Below are 16,711 nucleotides of genomic sequence, written 5' to 3' on the forward strand. Positions count from 1 at the left end.
ATCTATCACGACATGACTGGTAAATCGGTCATCCTTGATCCGCCGCCGGACGCCGCCCTTTACAGCCGGACACCGTCCCCTCCACGCGAACGGGCGCTGGAGCCGGGTGGGGCGGCCCTGCCGAGGGCGCGGGGACCTCCACCAGCGGCGACCTGCCGGGCGAGTGCGACGGACTCACCGGCTCGGGGCCTCAGCCGCGGCTCAGCTTGCCCGCGTAGCCGAGTTGGGTGCCGGGCTTGCTCCAGGTGTACTGGAGCGTCCCGTCCGGTTCGCGGAGGACGCGCACGATGCCGTTCGTGCACGGTTTGGGGATGACCAGGTCCATGTTGAGGGTCTGCTCCGTCCCCTTGCTCAGCGTGAGCGTTCCGGTGCACCTCTCCCGCGGATAGACGGCCCGCGCGGTCCTGCCGCCCGTCTCGAACGTGACCTCGATGGGGAACGAGGCGTTGCGGTTGGTGTTGACGACCGTCCCCTTCCACGTCCCGGCGAACGAGGGCGGGATCGCGGTCACCGGACGGTCGGAGGTCGTCTTGTCCACCGTGGGCCCGGCGTCGTCGCCCTTGAGCTGCGGCCACAGCACCAGCGCGATGATCGCGATGCCGACCCCCACGCCGATGGTCAGGGAGAGCGCGACACCCAGCACATGGTTGCTCGGACGGCGCAGCTTCCCGAGTGCGAGCCCCGGGTTGAACCGCCGCTGCTCGCCGCTCTCCCGCGAGGGCTTCAGCCCCGGGATGAGGTGCGGGCCCGTTTGGGTGCGGTCGTGCGAGCCGTCCGGCTCGACCGACGTGAACGCGGCCGTCTGGTCGTTCGGTGAACCGATCTCAAGCACCGTCGTCGACTCGCCCCCGCCCACCGGGGAGAACGCGGCGGTCACTTCGAAGGCCGCCGGGTCGAGCTCCGTCGGCGAGGGCTCGTCCTTCTTGGGAGCGTCTCCGGACGGCGGAGGCGGGGCTCCCATGGGTGACCGCGGCGGTACGAGCGGACCGCCCGCGGGCCCGGCACCGTAGTTCGCCGTCCACGGCCCCGCCGCACCACCCCCAGGCACGGCGCCGAAGTTGCCGGGCCCGGGCGCATTCGCAGGGCCGCCCGGCCCGGGCACGGGGCCGAGGTTCGTTGGGCCGGACTCCGGCGCGCCGCCGGAACCGCCGAACGGCGGTGCGGGAGGGGCGATGCCCGTCCCGCCAGGGGCGGTCACCGCCGAGCCGGTGTCGGGGGCTCCCGATCCGGAACCCTCGGAGTCGGACACCACGGGCTCGGGCGCCGTCGGATCGGGCACGCGGTCTCCGGAGCCCACCTGACCGGCCGCTTCGCCGGTCCCGGCGATGATCTGGGAGGACGACGCGAGCGCGCGGCCCTCCGCGACCGTGGCGGAAGGCATGCGTCCCGCCAGCGGCGCGCCGTCGTCCAGCAGGCGTTCCAGCAGGATCTTGGCGGTCGGACGTTGGGCGGGGTCCTTGGCCAGGGCGTCCGCCATCACCTCGCGGAGCGACTCGGGGACGACCGACAGATCGGGGTCGTCGTAGACGATCCGCTGCATGACCTCGGACGGCGAATCGTCCCCGAACGGGGCCTTCCCGGTGGCCGCGAACAGGATCGTCGCCGCCCAGGCGAACACGTCGGCGGGCGCGCCGATGCCATGGCCGCTGAGCTGCTCGGGCGCCTTGTAGGCGGGGTCCTCGGCGACCCGTCCGGCGGGAGTGGCGTTGACGGCCTCCAGGGCACCGGCGATGCCGAAGTCGCACATCCTCGGCCCGGCCCGTCCGAGCAGGATGTTGCCCGGCTTCAGGTCGTGGTGCAGGGCACCGGCGCGGTGGACGGCGGCGAGGGCCACCGCGGCACCGACCGCCAGGCGCTCGACGACGGCACCGCCGCGTACGCCCTCCTCCTCCACGAGCTGCTGGAGGGACGGGCCGTCCACCCACTCGCTCACCACGTAGGCGCGGTCGCCCTCCACGTCGGCGTCCAGGATCGCGGCCGTGGAGAAACCGGAGACCTTCCGCGCCGCCGTGAACGAACCCGCGAACCGCGAGCGCGCCGCGGGCTCCCCGCTCAGCCGGGCGTGCAGCAGCTTCACCGCCACGACACCGCCGGCCGCGTCCCTGCCGAGGAAGACGGCGCCCTGCTCACCGACGCCGAGCCGTCCCGTGATCTCGTACGCGCCGAGTCTTCGCGGGTCACCCGGCTGCAGGGGCAGCGCCTCGGGCATCTGACGAACCTCCGTGTCCTGCGGGGACCCGTGTCCCCGGCCGTCCGTTCCCCTTCGCCCCCATGTCTCGCACCGGGGTCCATTGTTACCGCCCCGGTGGCGTTGTGCCGCCGGACGGCCCTAGCCCACGACCCGGTAGCGTCGGTCGCGATGCCCCGAACACCTCTGTCCCCGGCCGTCCTCACCGAGCAGCGCGCCGCGCTCGGCCTGCCGCCCTACACCGGCCCGGACGAGCCCGCCGAACTGCGCCGCGCGGCCCTCGACACCGTGCTGGCCTCGCTCGATGCCGGTCCCGCGGCCGCCGTGCCGTCCCGTCCGGTCGTCCAGGGCGCGGTGCGGTTCCTGCTCGACCGCCTGGCGGAACTCGCGCCCGGCCGGTCGGTGGAGGTCCGCGTCCCCCCGCACGCCGCCGTTCAGTGCATCGACGGCCCGCACCATACCCGGGGAACACCGGCAAATGTGGTCGAGATGGACGCCACCACCTGGATCGCCCTCGCCACCGGACGCCTGACCTGGCCCGACGCCGTAGCCAACGGCACCGTCCGCGCCAGCGGCTCAAGAGCAGACCTCTCCGCCCACCTTCCCCTCCCCACCGACTAACCCCCGCCACATCCTGGACGTGACGCCGCCAGCAGGAAGGAGAGGCCAGGGCGCCCCCGCCAAAACGAGCGCCGCCCCCGCGACGCCAGCCGCCCACCCCGAGGAATCGCCTCTATCCCGGGTCCACCGTGCCAGGAAGAACATCGGGCGAGGTGCCCGAGGCAAGACCGTCCGGACCAGAGCGGCTCCAAGCCCCAACCCCGGACGCGACCACCGGAGCCGACGCTCCCCCTCAAAGCCGCTGCCCAGGCCCACCGCTCGCAACCCCCGTGCTCACCACTCGGCAGCCCAGCCCAGCGACCCCGACACCAACCTTCGCCTGTCCCGCGAACATCTCCTCGCCACAGTCGAGGACATGCAGGGCGTGCCGCCTCTACCTGTGGTCCAGGTTCGTGCGAGAACCTCGCACGAACACGTCAGCAGAGCAGGACGGAGTTCCAGACAAAGGCTCAGCGGTGGGGCCAACCGGCGCGAGCGCGCCGCCGCAGGATGCTGCCTTGCTGAGCGAGCCGGACAGCGCCACAGAGCCGAAGTCAGGCACGCCGGCCAGCAGATGCAGTGACGCAACGCGCGGTCATGGCCGTCGCATCCGCGCCGCTACGCCTACCCCGCCCTGGGCGCGCCGCAGGGACACGGAGCTGTGGGGTTGCGGATCTGTGGGGACGTGAGACGCAGCCAGCCACCGCCAAGCACCGCCAAGCACAGTCAGGCGCCGCCTGCTCGTGCGCCGCCTGCTCGTGCTCCAAATCGCTGTGAGCCAGAGTGCCGAGGCTTCGCGGCCAGCTGACAGGCGCGTCTCGGCACTGGGGGTCTGCCCCCGGCACCTGGGTGAGTCAGGGAGTCTTGGGCGGGTGGCTGGCGAGTGGGCGTGGCCCGGCCTCGTCAGCCCGGGCGGGAGCCGAGGGTCGCGGCCAGTAGACGGGCGCGTCTCGGCACTGGGGGTCTGCCCCCGGAACCAGGATGAGTCAGGGAGTCCTGGGCGAGCGGCCGACGAGCGGGCGTGGCCCGGCCTCGTCCGCCTGGGCGGAATCGGAGTGCGCAAGGGGGCTCTAGGTGGGGGGGGTTGCAGGTCAGTGTGATCTGGCGCTGTCCGCCTGTGTACGGAGTTGCTGTGGGCAAGGAGGTCGGCTCGGCGGGGGCCCCGAGCTTCCTGGCAGGGGCGTGAGGCCCGGAGCGCGGTTTCGGCGGCGGGCGTTCGCGCCTTGCGGTCTGCGGAGTCGGGACGGACCAGGACCTAAGGGATGTGTGGCCAGCGAGTCTGGCGTGGCTCGCCATCGTCAGCCTGGGCGGGTCGGCGGGGATTGGGGGCTGTAGCCGAGCGGGGCGGCAGGGCAGGTGGGCTTGGTGTCGTCAGTCTGTGCGCGGAGTTGCTGTGGGCGGGGGAGGCCGAGCGGCTTGGGCGGGGCGTAGGGCGTGAGGCCGGTGGTGGGTGTTTGTGTTTTGTGGCCTGCCTGGGGGCTGGGGCCGGTGTTCGGGAGGTGGTGTGAGAGTTGCTCCCCTCTGGAGGGCCGAGGTTTTGCGGGCGTGGGAAACCGGGGGGTAAAGGCCGGTTAAGGAGATGCGCCGATCGGAGCAGGTGAAGGGGGCATCTAGACTGGTTCGCGTGCCTCTCCGTGATGGACGTCTGAGCCACGACCTCGACCCCTCCGACCGCTCCCCGCAGGACGCCTGCGGTGTGTTCGGCGTCTGGGTCCCCGCTGACCAGGCGTCGCGAGCAGAAGTGAGCAAGCTCACCTACTTTGGCCTGTACGCGCTTCAGCACCGCGGGCAGGAGTCGGCCGGGATCGCGGTCAGCGACGGGTCCCGTATCGTCGTTTTCAAGGACATGGGCCTCGTCGCCCAGGTCTTCGACGAGTCGGTGCTGAACACGCTCCGTGGTCACATCGCCGTCGGACACTGCCGATACTCCACGACCGGCTCGCCCACGTGGGAGAACGCGCAGCCCACCTTCAGGTCGACCGACTCGGGCGGGTTGGCGCTGGTCCACAACGGCAACCTGATCAACACGCCCGAACTCGCCGCGCGGCTGGAGCCCGGGGTGTTGACCGCGACCAGCGACACCGAGGTGCTGGCCGCGTTGCTCGCCACCGAGGGCAAGCGCGCGGAGACCACCGCGGCGGTGGACGCGCGTGGTGACAATGGCCACACTTCCGCCCCGTCCGAAGATCTTCGTTCCCTCGGGCAGGGTGCCGCCTCGGTGAACGGTGGGGCCAGGCTCCTCCATGACGGTCACGATGAGCCGGTGGCGCGGGTCGACGAGGGGCCGTTGGCTGCGGCACGGGAGATCCTTCCTGCTACGCGGGGTGCCTACTCACTTGTCTTCATGGACGAGGGGACCCTGTACGCCGCGCGCGACCCCGAGGGGATCCGCCCGCTCGTCCTGGGCAACCTTGAGGACCGCGGCTGGGTGGTCGCGTCCGAGACCGCCGCGCTCGACATCGTCGGGGCCCGCTTCGTCCGCGAGATCGAGCCCGGCGAGATGGTCGCGATCAACGGCGACGGCGTGCACTCCGAGCGGTTCGCCGAGCCCCGGCCCAAGGGCTGCCTGTTCGAGTACGTGTACCTGGCCAGGCCGGACACCACGATCGCCGGACGCAGCGTCCAGGCCACCCGCGTCGAGGTCGGGCGCCGGCTGGCGCGCGAGCATCCCGTCGAGGCCGACATGGTCATCCCGACCCCGGAGTCGGGGACGCCGGCCGCGATCGGATACGCCGAGGCGTCCGGGATCCCCTACGGCCAGGGGCTGGTGAAGAACTCCTATGTCGGGCGTACCTTCATCCAGCCGTCCCAGACCCTTCGCCAGTTGGGCATCCGCCTCAAGCTGAACCCGCTGCGCGAGGCCATCGAGGGCAAGCGCCTGATCGTGGTGGACGACTCGATCGTGCGCGGCAACACCCAGCGGGCGATCGTCTCGATGCTGCGGGACGCGGGTGCGGCCGAGGTCCACGTGCGGATCTCCAGCCCGCCCGTCGCCTGGCCCTGCTTCTACGGGATCGACTTCGCCACGCGCGCCGAGCTGATCGCCGGGAACCTGTCGGTCGAGGAGGTCCGCGACTCCATCGGCGCCGACTCGCTCGGGTACATCTCGCTGGACGAGTTGATCTCCGCCTCGCACATCGCCAAGGACAACCTGTGCCGCGCCTGCTTCGACGGCGTCTACCCGATCGAGGTGGAGGAGGCGGCACGCGGGAAACACCTCCTTGAGGTGACCCGCTCCTGAGGGGCCACGGGCGGCTGTGGTCGATCTCCTTCCATGCCAGGGTGGGGGATCTGCCGGGTGATGGACTGGATGCGCAAGTGCACGTCGAGAGGACGAGATGACCTCGTATGAGGCCGCCGGAGTCGACATCGCGGCGGGAGAGCGTGCCGTCGAGTTGATGAAGGCCAGGGTCGCGCGGTCGCGGCGGCCCGAGGTCGTGGACGACGCCAGCGGGTTCGCGGGCCTCTTCGACGCGTCGGCGTTCCTGCGCTACCGGCGCCCGCTGCTCGCGACGTCCACGGACGGCGTCGGCACGAAGGTCGACCTGGCGCGGCGCCTCGGGGTCTACACCACCATCGGGCATGACCTGGTCGGCATGGTCATCGACGACCTGGCGGTGTGCGGCGCCGAACCGCTGTTCATGACCGACTACATCGCCTGCGGCAAGGTCGTGCCCGAGCGCATCGCCGACATCGTGGGCGGGATCGCCGAAGCGTGCGCCCTCGCCGGATGCGCGCTGGTCGGCGGCGAGACCGCCGAGCACCCCGGGCTCCTCGAAGCCGACGAGTTCGACGTCGCCGGCGCCGGGACCGGTGTCGTCGAGGCGGACGAGCTGCTCGGGCCCGAGCGCGTGCGGCCGGGCGACGCCGTCATCGCGATGGCGTCGTCGGGGATCCACTCCAACGGGTACTCGCTCGTCCGCCACATCCTGGCGACGACCGATCTCACGCTGGAGTCCGAGCCCGCCGACCTCGGCCGGTCGCTCGGTGAGGAGCTCCTCACCCCGACCCGCATCTACGCCAAGGACTGCCTCGCCCTCACCGCGCTCGGCGGCGTGCGCGCGTTCGCCCACATCACAGGCGGCGGCCTGGCCGCCAACCTGGCCCGGTCCCTGCCCGCGACCGTGGACGCCGTGCTGCGCCGGTCCTCGTGGGAGGTCCCACCCGTGTTCCGGACGCTCCAAGCCCACGGGAACGTCCCCCAAGCGGAGATGGACAAGACTTTCAACCTCGGCGTCGGCATGGCCGCCATCGTCGCCCCCGACACGGCCGACGAAGCGCTCCGCGTCCTCGCCGACCGTGGCGTCCCCGCCTGGCAGCTCGGTGAGGTCGTTCCGGGCACCGGTACCGCCCTCCTGTCCTGACGTTTCCCGCTTGGGGGGCCGTCTCGGCGGTGTGTCGTCGGTTGGCGCCGCGTCGGTATTGCCCTTCTGTGCTGACGTCTCCGGCTTGGGGAGTCGTCTCGACCGTGCGTGGTCGGTCATCGCTGTACCGGTATCGCTCTCGTGTGCTGGCGTTTCCCGTTTGGGGGCCGTCTTGGCGGTGTGTCGTCGGTTGGCGCCGCGTCGGTATCGGCCCTCTGTCCTGACGTCTCCGGCTTGGGGAGGCGCCTCGACCGTGCGTGGTCGGTGGTCGGTCGGCGCCGCGTCGGTATCGCTCTCCTGTGCTGACGTCTCCCGTTGGGGGGGCCGCCTTGGCGGCTTGTTGTCGGCCATCGCCGGCACCTCCGTTCTGCTGAGTTCGACGGCCTTGTGGGCGGATGGTCCGTTTGGGGCTCTGGGGCTGTGTGTTCGGTGTGAGGCGGCTTCTCGCGGCTGGTGTGCCGCAGGGGCTCGACCGCCGTTGAGATCCCGGTCTCGGAGGGCGTGCGAGCTTGTCGGACCGTCCGGCTTCGGTTCGTTTCGCGGCCTCGGGGGTGCGCCGGTTGGGGGCGGGTGGTCTGTCGGCTTCATGCTCTTCTTGGCGGTGGGGGCGGGGAAGTGGAATCGCGTTCTGTGGATAACGCGCGAACTTCGGGGGTGGTGGGGACGTCCTAGTTGTGTGATCTTCATGCGGGGGCGGGCTGAGGGAGCTCAGGAGGGCGCGGGAAGGCTGCTGAGACTCTGGGGATGGGTGAGGCGCTGGGCGGGGCCTCTGGGCGTTCTCGGCGGCCTTGGGGCGTACGCCGTGCTGGCGCCGATGGGGTGGGCGTACGCGGACACCGCCCGATATCGGTACTCGGTGGAGGGCGTGCCGGAGACGCCGGTCGCGCTGGTGCTGGGGGCCGGGGTCTGGAGCGGGCAGCCGTCGCCGCTGCTCGCGCGGCGGCTGGATCTGGCCGTGGACCTCTACCGGCGGGGCAAGGTCAAGGTGGTGCTGGTCTCCGGCGACAATCGGTTCCGGGGCTATGACGAGCCGACGGTGATGCGCGCCTACCTGGTGGGGAAGGGCGTGCCCGAAAGCAAGATCGTCCGGGACTTCGCCGGGCTGGAGACGTGGGACTCCTGCACGCGCGCCAGACGGATCTTCGGCGTCACGAAGCTGACCGTCGTCACGCAGGACTTCCACCTGCCGCGGGCGGTCGCGCTCTGCCGGGCGGCGGGGATCGAGACCTGGGGCGTGGGGGACGACAGCATGGGCGGTTCGCGTACGCAGGCCACCGTGCGGGGTTACGTGCGCGAACCGCTCGCGATGCTGAAGGCGATGCGGAGCCTCACGCTACGGCCCGATCCGGCGCTGCTCGGCCGGAAGGAGCCGGGGGTGGAGCAGGCCCTGGCCTCCCCCTGAGGAGGCAAACAAACGCCACTGCCCGGGATCCGGGCAGTGGCGCCATGTCAGCCGGTCAGCCGGAGGTGCCGTCCTTACGGTCCTCCGTGCCGTAGTCCTCTGCGAAGTCCGCGTACTTCTCGGCGAGCTCGTCATAGGAGTCGTCGCCGGAGTCGTTGACTCCCAGTTCGCTCTTCAGGCGGTCGAGGTCCGTGTTGCCGCTGTTGTACTTGAGCTGTCGGGCAACCTTTACCTGCTTGGCCTTGGCTCGGCCGCGACCCATTGGCTCGACCCCCTCGATGGTCAGGGCTTTCGTGGGCCCATCAACGCGCGCGTGTACCACACGAACCGGTGCCTGATGAGCCATGCGTCAGTCACGGATACAACCGTACCCGTTTTGCGCCCGGCTCGGTACATCGACGGTACGTGGCGGCGCTCATGTTGCTTGGAACACCAGTCTATCTAGGCCCTGGCTAGGGAAGACAGGGTCTCGTAACCCACCCGGACACTTAGATCACCAAGGCCGTCATGGGAAGTTTCGGACAGCCCATGACGGCCCCGTGATGGCCTCGTGACGGGTCGCTCAGACGAGGATGCCGCGCAACCGGCCGATCTCCGACATCCGGCGCTCGGCGAGCCGGTCGGCGGCGACCGCCGGGGGGACGCCCTCGTCGGCGGCGAGCGCGAAGATCTTGCGGGTGGTCTCGAAGATGCCGGAGGCGCGGGCCTTGGCACGGTCGAAGTCGAAGCCGTCGATCTCGTCCGCCACCTGGATCACGCCACCGGAGTTGACCACATAGTCGGGCGCGTACAGGACGTCCCGGTCGGCGAGGCTCTTCTCTATGCCGGTGTGGGCGAGCTGGTTGTTCGCCGCCCCGCAGACGATCCGGGCCTGGAGGGCGGGGACGGAGTCGTCGTTCAGGGAACCGCCCAGGGCGCACGGCGCATACACGTCGAGTTCCGTGCGGACCATGGCGTCCTTGTCCGGGACGACCTCCACTTCGGGGTGCTGCGCCCGGACGCGTTCGACGGCGGCCTCGTTCACGTCGCAGATCACGACGTCCGCGCCGTCCTCGCGCAGGTGCTCGACCAGCCGGTGGCCGACCTTGCCGACGCCCTCGACGCCGACGCGGCGGCCATGCAGGGTGGGAGCGCCCCACACGGTCTCGGCGGCGGCGCGCATGCCCTGGAACACGCCGAACGCCGTGAGGATGGAGGAGTCGCCGGCCCCGCCGTGCGCGACCGTCCTGCCGGTGACGTAACGGGACTCGCGCGCGATGACGTCCATGTCCTCGCTGAAGGTGCCGACGTCGCAGGCGGTGTAGTAGCGGCCGTTCAGGGTCTGGACGAAACGCCCGTAGGCCCGTAGCAGCGCCTCCGACTTGTCCACCGACGGGTCGCCGATGATGACGGCCTTGCCGCCGCCGAGGTCCAGCCCCGCCAAGGCGTTCTTGTACGCCATCCCCCGGGACAGGTTCAGGACGTCGGTGAGCGCCTCCTCCTCCGACCCGTAGGGGTAGAACCGGGTGCCTCCCAGGGACGGGCCCAGGGCGGTGGAGTAGATCGCGATGATGGCGCGCAGGCCGCTGGCCTCGTCTTGGCAGAAGACGACCTGCTCGTGTCGGGGTTCTGAGCCCTTGTGAGGCGACCCGAAGACATTAGGCACGGTAGTGCCCTCCTCTCTGTCTCTAGATCAGCCTAAGGGGGCTACATGCCTGGCCGCCTGCGTATGCGCGTTTCCTCCGGGACGTGATCAGAGACGGGCGGGCGAGGTAACGCGCCCGTCTCGGTGGCCCTGACAGGCCCTCGCCGGGGCCAGTCTCATGTCACGATGCGGTTGTGTTTCCGTACGCCGCGTACCTGCGGGTATATGAGCCGGTGACCGCCTTCCCGCAACCCGCGCGGACCCTGTGGACGGCCTACGCGGACTCCAGACGGCGCCCGAGGCGGATCCACGCCCTCGCCGCGGAGCACCGGGAGGCGGCGCGGCGCCTCACCTCCGCGCCGCCCGAGGTCGTGCCGGACCGCGAGAGCCGCGACGCCTACGTCCGCCGCTCGGACGACATGATCTTCATCTGCCCCTGGGAGACGCGGCTGCGCTCCTGGCTGGCCTTCGAGCGCTTCCGGGACGAGCGGTCCGCGGGCGTCGCGGCGGCGTTCGTCCCGCCGACGGTGGCGGAGCGGGCGACGAGCGAGTTCGAGCGCTGGAAGCGGGCGGGCCGATCACTGCGCCCGCACATCCTGACGGATGTCTGGCATGTGCCGCTGGCCTGGTTCGTGCCGTTTGCCCGCTCGGAGCGATGTCTGATGCTCGGCGCGCCCGGTACCGGATACCGGACGACGTCCGACGCTTTGCAGGAACATGCAGGTCATGGGCCTGCGACGGCCGCTCGTGCGCGTACGCTCATCTATGTCACCTCGATGGGCGAGGCCCGCCGCAGGGTCGCCTCGGCGCTGCCGGTGGTACGCGCCAACCTCGGCGAGGGGGCCGCGGACGCCGTCCCGCTGTCGGCCGGACGGCTGGAGGCCCTCGGCCGGTGGCTGGAGGAGTTCCATCCGCGGGCGCTGGTCGAGCTGGACTACGGCGGCCTCGTCCACCTCCTGGACGACCGGACGCTCCAGGCGGACGAGTCGGTGGCGGAGATGTCCGTGGCGCTCGCCGCGATGGAGCGCGGTGAGGCCGAGCTCGCCGTCGCGATGTACAAGCGGCTCCTCGCGCGCTGGAGGCCGGTCAGGGCCCTCGAAACGGCGAACTAAAACAAATTTCCCGAATCAGCGGGCGATACGACTATACGTGTCGCTAGAATCACGCAGCGTGACCCGCTGGCCATCGAAGACGCGCTGCTCCCGGCGTCCGCAGGGATGTTTGCACGCAACTACCGCCAGGAACTTGCTTGTTGCGCTGAGTGGTGGCAAGGTTACACGTTGTGATGTCATAGTGGCTCTTTCGGGCCATAGGGGACATCAGTGACACCGCGAGGATCAATCGCAGGATCGGTCCACGGAGGAGAGGCCGCAAACATGTCAGCACGTACGCCAGAGGCCGAGCCCCTGCTGACGCCGGCGGAGGTGGCGACGATGTTCCGCGTCGACCCCAAGACCGTCACGAGGTGGGCGAAGGCCGGGAAGCTCACGTCCATCCGCACGCTCGGGGGGCACCGCCGCTACCGCGAGGCAGAGGTGCGGGCGCTGCTGGCGGGGATCCCGCAGCAGCGGTCGGAGTAGCGACTCCGCTCGGAGTAGTCGCTCCATCCGGCGGCGTACCGCCGGAACCGCCGGTCACCCGGCGGAACGCAAGGGGGGTCAGGAGGCCCTTGGACGACCTCGCGCGTCCATGTTCGCGCGAGGACACGCCAGAGGTCTCCTGAACAACGGGCCGGGACCACGGTCATCCGAGAATCGCGGTCCCGGACCGGCATCGTTCGACCGGATGTCCCGTCCGCGACCAACCGCGGGCGGGACATCCGCACGCCCTCACCCGCCATCCGGTCACGTGGTCGCTGTGTGTGCGCGGCCGGTGCGGCGGGGTAGGGCCGGCCTACCTCGGAGGCCACTTCTCGGTGCCGGGCGGGAGAGCGGAGGCGGCCGTGGGCCACGTCTCGGCGCGGCCACTTGTGGGTGGCCGCGGTGGTGACGTCGTCTGACCTTCGGTCACGCTGTGCGGTCGCGTCTGTTTGCATGGACGCGTGCGGGTGTTCGTGGCCCATGGGACGTGAGTCGTCGAGTTTGGGACGCGGCGTCCACAAGAGGACAGATCTTCAGGGGCTCGGGTGGAGTTCCGCTCGGGCCAGGCGGTCGACGAGGGCACCGGTGTCGGGGTCGCGGCGACCGGCGGCGTCGAGCATGACCACGAGCTGGTCGGCCAGGAGTCCCTCCAGGTCAGGACGTGGGACGTCGCGGTTCTCCAGCCAGTCCAGGCAGGCGGTCTCCACGGCGGCCATCCAGGAACGCAGCGTGATGCGCAGGATGGGCTGCGGAGACGCGACTCCCAAGGAGTGGAGGATGCGGTCGAGAAGGAGTCGGCGGATGCCGTCGACGATTTCGCCCACTTCGCCGGAACGGTCGGCCGGGCCGCCGCGAAGGAGGGCGGTATAGCCGGCGGCGTGGCTTTCGACGAAGTCGAAGTAGCGTTCGAGAGAGATGCGCAGGCGGTCGAGGGGGGCGCCCTCGGCGGGGGGTTCGAGGAGGACCGACAGCCGCTTGGCCGCGCTTCCGAGAGCGGCCAGGTAAAGCTCGTACTTGCCGCCGAAGTAGTGGTAGACCAATGCGCGGGAGGCGCCGGCGGCGGCCGCGACATCGTCGATCGAGATGTCCTCGGGCGGGCGGGTGCTGAACAACTGCAGCGCCGCTTCGATCAGTTCGTCGCGCCGTTCGTCGACGCTGAGCCTGCGGCGTCCGGGGCGGGTGCCCTCCCGGCTCCGTGCCTTTCCACCGGCCACGGCATGATCTCCCACCTGGGCAGCGTATCCGAGCGTGAACGGCCACCCGCCGCCCGCGGGCGGGGCCCGGCGCCGTTTTCGCCGGGTCCTGATCACGCCAGAATACGGCTGTGGCCCGAAACACCATAGCCCCGAACTGCCATTCACGGATGCCCGTTACTGACTGTTGCGACGATATGGGGTGAAGCCGAGGCATCATGGCATCTCCTCCCGCGCGGAGGCGGGCGCGCCGAGACTTCCCTGCAGTGGATCCCCGGGGCGCCATCGCGGCAAGTCCTGCAGGCCCCCCTCCTGGACGGAGTGCCATGTCATCTGGTGAAGGAAGCCCCCCGCACAACAGGCCGGTGATGGGAGAAGGCGCGGTTCCCCCACCGCGCGACGGCGGCCCTCATTCGGCGCGCGGCGAAGGGAGGTCGGTACCCGCGCCCAAACCGACCATCCGCAACGTCGCCGAGCGAGCCGGCGTGTCCAAGTCGCTCGTGTCGCTTGTCATGCGGGGGTCACCCCACGTGAGCGAAAGGCGGCGGCAGGCCGTCCTCCAGGCGGCGCGGGAGCTCGGCTACCGGCCGAACGCCGTGGCGCGCAGCCTCGTCGAAGGACGGACGAGGCTGATCGGCGCCATCGTCGCCGACCTGCACAACCCCTTCTTCGCGGAGTTCCTCGACGGGTTGCAGGAGAGCCTGCACGGTGAGGGGCTGCGGATGCTGGTCGGCAGCGGGCGGTGGGATCCGCTGTTCGAGGCCGAGGCGGTGGAGGCGTTCCTGGAGATGCGGGTGGACGGCCTCGTGCTGCTCAGCGTCGTCCCCGAGTCGTTGAAGGAGGCCGCCGCCAGCGTGCCCGTGGTGGTGGTCGGCGAGCGCGACGTCGTCGGCGTCGACATCGTGGTGGACGACGACGAGCTGGGCGCGAGCCTGGCCGTCGACCACCTCGTCGAGCTCGGGCACCGGCGGATCGCGCACATCGAGGGCGCGCGCTCGACCACCGCGCGGTACCGGCGCGCGGGCTATGAGAAGGCGATGCGACGGCACGGCCTGACGGACGAGATCGTCGTCGAGCCCGGAGACTTCACCGAGGAGGGCGGCTACCGCGCCACCCGCGCGCTGCTGCGCCGCGACCCCCGGCCGACGGCGATCTTCGCGCCGAACGACCTGGTGGCGACGGGCGCGCTGTCGGCGGCCGACGAGCTGGAGACGCCGGTGCCGACGCAGCTGTCGATCGTCGGATACGACAACACGCACCTCGCGGCGATCAGGCACATCTCGCTGACCAGCGTCGACCAGCCGCGCCGGGACATGGGACGGGTGGCCGCCGAGCTGCTCACCGCGCGGATCGGCGACCCGTCGCGGATCGCGCGGCAGAACCTCGTGGTCCCGCACCTGGTGATCCGATCGACGACGGGCCCGGTGCCCGTCCTGTAGTGGCCACGGCCAGGTCCCGGTGCCACGGCCCGGCCCCGGTACCGACGGCCGGGTTCCCGGTGGTCACGGTCAGGCCCCCCGCCTCCTCCAAGCTCCCCATCTGTCGTAGGGGCCCGCACGTGTTCCCGAGGTAGATCGTTCCTCGGACCGGTGCGCCCCGGGTAAGGGCCCGGCCAAGCCTGCCGTATTCGCCGGATCCCGGGCCGCCGCCGGAGGGTTAATGGACGCAACCGTTCGGCGGGGCCCGGTTCCGGCGCGGCCTCGGGTGAGGCCGCCCGTGTCGGCTCCGTCCTGCGTGACACGGGGAAGCTTCACCCAGGGGGGTCGGCTCATGCGTGATCCGGAATTGGTGTCGTGCGCGCAGCGCGCGGCGAACGAGTTGGAACGCGCGTGGACGGAGTGGCGGCATGCGCGCGGGCTCGCCGAGCAGGTCTCGGAGTCCGTCGCCAGCTACGTGGCCCACTCGATCGACCATCCGTGGGGGCAGCCCCGGGTGGTGCTGGGCCTGGACGCGGATGAGGCGCGCGCGCTCGCCGCGCTCCTCGGCAAGGAGGGCCCGCTCGGGTAGGCGGCCTGACGCGCTCGGGCAGGCGGCACGGCCCACCCGGCAGGCGGCACGGTCCGCCCGGGTAGGCGGCACGATGCGCCCGGATAGGCGGCACGGCCCCGCTCGGGAGGGCCCGCCCGCCTGCGCCGCGCGTGGCTGAGTCCTGCCCATTTCGTGGAACTTCGTTTGACGAACCCGGGTCCGTGTGCAGACTGTCAGGGTCGGTCACGAAGTCGTCACGGAGGGCGGGGTCTGTGCGCATCCATCGAGGCGGCCCCGCGGCCGCCGGTCTCGCGCTGTGCCTCGGCGTCCTGGCGGCCTGCGGTGGATCGTCCGACGACGCCTCAGGCGACCCCGCCGCGCCCCCCACGGTGCGCGGGACGGCCCCGCAGAGCGCGACCGGCTCCGAGGGGCCGAGGTCCCCGGAGGGCTCGCCAGAGGGCTCCCTGGACGGCTCCGCCCTGCGCGGCAAGGTGATCGTGATCGACCCCGGGCACAACGGGGGCAACGCCTCGCACCCGTCCGAGATCAACAAGCAGGTGCCGATCGGGAACGGCAGCAAGGAGTGCGACACGTCCGGCACGAGCACGAACGCCGGATACGAGGAGCACGCCTTCACCTGGGACGTCTCGAACCGGCTCGCGAAGCTGCTGCGCGCCGGGGGCGCCAAGGTGACGCTGACCCGCAAGAACGACACGAGCGTCGGGCCGTGCATCACCGAGCGGGCGGCGGTCGGCAACCGGCTGCGCGCCGACGCGGCGCTGTCCGTCCACGCGGACGGGGCGTCCGCGTCCGGGCACGGTTTCCACATCATCGAGCCGATCGGCGTGAAAGGCCACAACACCGAGGCCGTCCCCGCCTCCCTCAAGCTCGGCCGGAACCTCCGGGACGCCTACCGCTCGGGCACCGACGTCCCGTACTCGAACTACATCGGCGAGAAGGGGCTCGACCGGCGCAGCGACCTCGGCGGGCTGAACCTGTCGACGGTGCCGAAGGTGTTCATCGAGTGCGGCAACATGCGCAACGCGGGCGACGCGGGCAGGCTGTCCAGCTCGTCGTTCCGGCAGCGCATCGCCGAGTCGCTGGCCAAGGGCTTCGACGCCTACTTCCGCTGACCGCGACGCCCGGCGGTTCCGCGGCGCCCCGTCCCCTGAACCGGGGCGCCGCGTGTCACCTCAGGGCTTCACCTCGCGCAGGCGCCCGGTCTCGACCTCGTAGACGAAGCCGCGCACCTGGTCGGTGTGCGGGATGAACGGGTCGGACGTGACGCGCCGGATCGACTGGCGGACGTCCTCCTCCAGGTCGGGGAACGCCTCGGCGGCCCAGTCGGGCTTGACGCCCGTCTCCCGCTGGATGTCGGCCTTGAACCCGTCGTCGGTGAAGGTCAGCATGCCGCAGTCGGTGTGGTGGATCAGGATGATCTCGCGGGTGCCGAGCAGCCGCTGGCTGATCGCGAGGCTGCGGCGCTCGCCCGCGGTGATCACGCCGCCGGCGTTGCGGATGACGTGGGCGTCCCCCTCGCTCAGGCCGAGGACCCCGTAGGGGTTGAGCCGCGCGTCCATGCAGGCGACGACCGCGACGCCCTTGCCGGGCGGGAGGGGCAGGTCGCCCTTGTCGAATGTGGCGGCGTATCGCTCGGCGTTGGCGAGGAGTTCGTCTGTCACGCTCATGGCGGCCTTCCGTTCGCTCGGGACCTCAGGATTTCCGATTAAAACGGTAGAGTCAATGGGTAATGACGCACCGTGATTTCCGGGCCCGCGGAGTGTCGGGAGCG

General features: G+C 71.0%; 14 protein-coding genes. 9 read left to right on the forward strand and 5 right to left on the reverse strand.

Features of this window, described 5'->3' with window-relative positions; genetic code table 11:
* Window positions 1-190 precede the first annotated feature (190 nt).
* A complete protein-coding gene (locus tag GNZ18_RS16840; RefSeq protein ID WP_156217386.1) occupies window positions 191-2,209 on the reverse strand; it encodes a serine/threonine protein kinase in 2,019 nt (672 codons plus the stop codon).
* 150 nt (window positions 2,210-2,359) lie between these two features.
* On the opposite strand from GNZ18_RS16840, the gene GNZ18_RS16845 reads away from it, so the two are divergent.
* The 4 genes from GNZ18_RS16845 to GNZ18_RS16865 all read left to right on the forward strand — a co-directional run bounded on the left by GNZ18_RS16845 (window position 2,360) and on the right by GNZ18_RS16865 (window position 8,554).
* On the forward strand, window positions 2,360-2,809 hold the full coding sequence (locus tag GNZ18_RS16845) for a sterol carrier family protein (RefSeq protein ID WP_156217387.1): 450 nt from the start codon (window positions 2,360-2,362) through the stop codon (window positions 2,807-2,809).
* A 1,558-nt stretch (window positions 2,810-4,367) separates the two neighbouring features.
* The gene (gene purF, locus GNZ18_RS42230; protein ID WP_246249893.1) at window positions 4,368-6,029 is read left to right on the forward strand and encodes an amidophosphoribosyltransferase; all 1,662 of its coding nucleotides are present in this window, start codon (window positions 4,368-4,370) and stop codon (window positions 6,027-6,029) included.
* Between the two features lie 97 nt (window positions 6,030-6,126).
* Window positions 6,127-7,152, forward strand: coding sequence for a phosphoribosylformylglycinamidine cyclo-ligase (purM, locus tag GNZ18_RS16860; RefSeq protein WP_156217388.1), 1,026 nt, complete (start codon window positions 6,127-6,129; stop codon window positions 7,150-7,152).
* A gap of 802 nt (window positions 7,153-7,954) precedes the next feature.
* On the forward strand, window positions 7,955-8,554 hold the full coding sequence (locus tag GNZ18_RS16865; protein ID WP_312874572.1) for a SanA/YdcF family protein: 600 nt from the start codon (window positions 7,955-7,957) through the stop codon (window positions 8,552-8,554).
* A gap of 55 nt (window positions 8,555-8,609) precedes the next feature.
* On the opposite strand, the gene GNZ18_RS16870 is transcribed toward GNZ18_RS16865, so the two are convergent.
* Window positions 8,610-8,816, reverse strand: coding sequence for a DUF3073 domain-containing protein (locus tag GNZ18_RS16870; RefSeq protein ID WP_131954916.1), 207 nt, complete (start codon window positions 8,814-8,816; stop codon window positions 8,610-8,612).
* A 300-nt stretch (window positions 8,817-9,116) separates the two neighbouring features.
* Entirely contained in the window at window positions 9,117-10,199 is a 1,083-nt protein-coding gene (locus tag GNZ18_RS43690; protein ID WP_312874573.1) for a Leu/Phe/Val dehydrogenase, read from the reverse strand.
* A gap of 173 nt (window positions 10,200-10,372) precedes the next feature.
* Here GNZ18_RS43690 and GNZ18_RS16880 point away from each other — a divergent pair, with 173 nt between their 5' ends.
* On the forward strand, window positions 10,373-11,290 hold the full coding sequence (locus GNZ18_RS16880) for a DUF8083 family protein (protein ID WP_214615448.1): 918 nt from the start codon (window positions 10,373-10,375) through the stop codon (window positions 11,288-11,290).
* 264 nt (window positions 11,291-11,554) lie between these two features.
* Window positions 11,555-11,758, forward strand: a complete 204-nt coding sequence (bldC, locus tag GNZ18_RS16885) for a developmental transcriptional regulator BldC (protein WP_012850682.1) — start codon at window positions 11,555-11,557, stop codon at window positions 11,756-11,758.
* A 533-nt stretch (window positions 11,759-12,291) separates the two neighbouring features.
* On the opposite strand, the gene GNZ18_RS16890 is transcribed toward bldC, so the two are convergent.
* Entirely contained in the window at window positions 12,292-12,972 is a 681-nt protein-coding gene (locus GNZ18_RS16890) for a TetR/AcrR family transcriptional regulator (RefSeq protein ID WP_214616566.1), read from the reverse strand.
* A 347-nt stretch (window positions 12,973-13,319) separates the two neighbouring features.
* On the opposite strand from GNZ18_RS16890, the gene GNZ18_RS16895 reads away from it, so the two are divergent.
* The 3 genes from GNZ18_RS16895 (at window position 13,320) to GNZ18_RS16905 (ending at window position 16,052) form a co-directional block, all read left to right on the forward strand.
* Entirely contained in the window at window positions 13,320-14,390 is a 1,071-nt protein-coding gene (locus GNZ18_RS16895) for a LacI family DNA-binding transcriptional regulator (protein WP_272498217.1), read from the forward strand.
* Window positions 14,391-14,721: 331 nt separating this feature from the next.
* A complete protein-coding gene (locus tag GNZ18_RS16900; RefSeq protein ID WP_156217390.1) occupies window positions 14,722-14,958 on the forward strand; it encodes a hypothetical protein in 237 nt (78 codons plus the stop codon).
* 233 nt (window positions 14,959-15,191) lie between these two features.
* Window positions 15,192-16,052 (forward strand): N-acetylmuramoyl-L-alanine amidase, encoded by an 861-nt coding sequence (locus tag GNZ18_RS16905; RefSeq protein WP_308165797.1) that lies wholly within the window; start codon window positions 15,192-15,194, stop codon window positions 16,050-16,052.
* 60 nt (window positions 16,053-16,112) lie between these two features.
* On the opposite strand, the gene GNZ18_RS16910 is transcribed toward GNZ18_RS16905, so the two are convergent.
* Window positions 16,113-16,607: a beta-class carbonic anhydrase gene (locus GNZ18_RS16910; RefSeq protein WP_156217391.1), complete on the reverse strand. Its 495-nt coding sequence runs from the start codon at window positions 16,605-16,607 to the stop codon at window positions 16,113-16,115.
* Window positions 16,608-16,711 lie beyond the last annotated feature (104 nt).

Origin of the sequence: Actinomadura litoris (assembly GCF_009733595.1) — a bacterium.
In the GTDB taxonomy this organism is placed as follows: domain Bacteria; phylum Actinomycetota; class Actinomycetes; order Streptosporangiales; family Streptosporangiaceae; genus Spirillospora; species Spirillospora litoris.

Bases quoted from the DNA above. Each gene is read 5' to 3' on its own strand.
- purM (WP_156217388.1), top strand. From the start codon at position 6,127: ATGACCTCGTATGAGGCCGCCGGAGTCGACATCGCGGCGGGAGAGCGT.
- GNZ18_RS16895 (WP_272498217.1), top strand. From the start codon at position 13,320: ATGGGAGAAGGCGCGGTTCCCCCACCGCGCGACGGCGGCCCTCATTCG.
- GNZ18_RS16840 (WP_156217386.1), bottom strand. From the start codon at position 2,209: ATGCCCGAGGCGCTGCCCCTGCAGCCGGGTGACCCGCGAAGACTCGGC.
- GNZ18_RS16900 (WP_156217390.1), top strand. From the start codon at position 14,722: ATGCGTGATCCGGAATTGGTGTCGTGCGCGCAGCGCGCGGCGAACGAG.
- bldC (WP_012850682.1), top strand. From the start codon at position 11,555: ATGTCAGCACGTACGCCAGAGGCCGAGCCCCTGCTGACGCCGGCGGAG.
- purF (WP_246249893.1), top strand. From the start codon at position 4,368: ATGCGCCGATCGGAGCAGGTGAAGGGGGCATCTAGACTGGTTCGCGTG.
- GNZ18_RS16910 (WP_156217391.1), bottom strand. From the start codon at position 16,607: ATGAGCGTGACAGACGAACTCCTCGCCAACGCCGAGCGATACGCCGCC.
- GNZ18_RS16845 (WP_156217387.1), top strand. From the start codon at position 2,360: ATGCCCCGAACACCTCTGTCCCCGGCCGTCCTCACCGAGCAGCGCGCC.
- GNZ18_RS16870 (WP_131954916.1), bottom strand. From the start codon at position 8,816: ATGGGTCGCGGCCGAGCCAAGGCCAAGCAGGTAAAGGTTGCCCGACAG.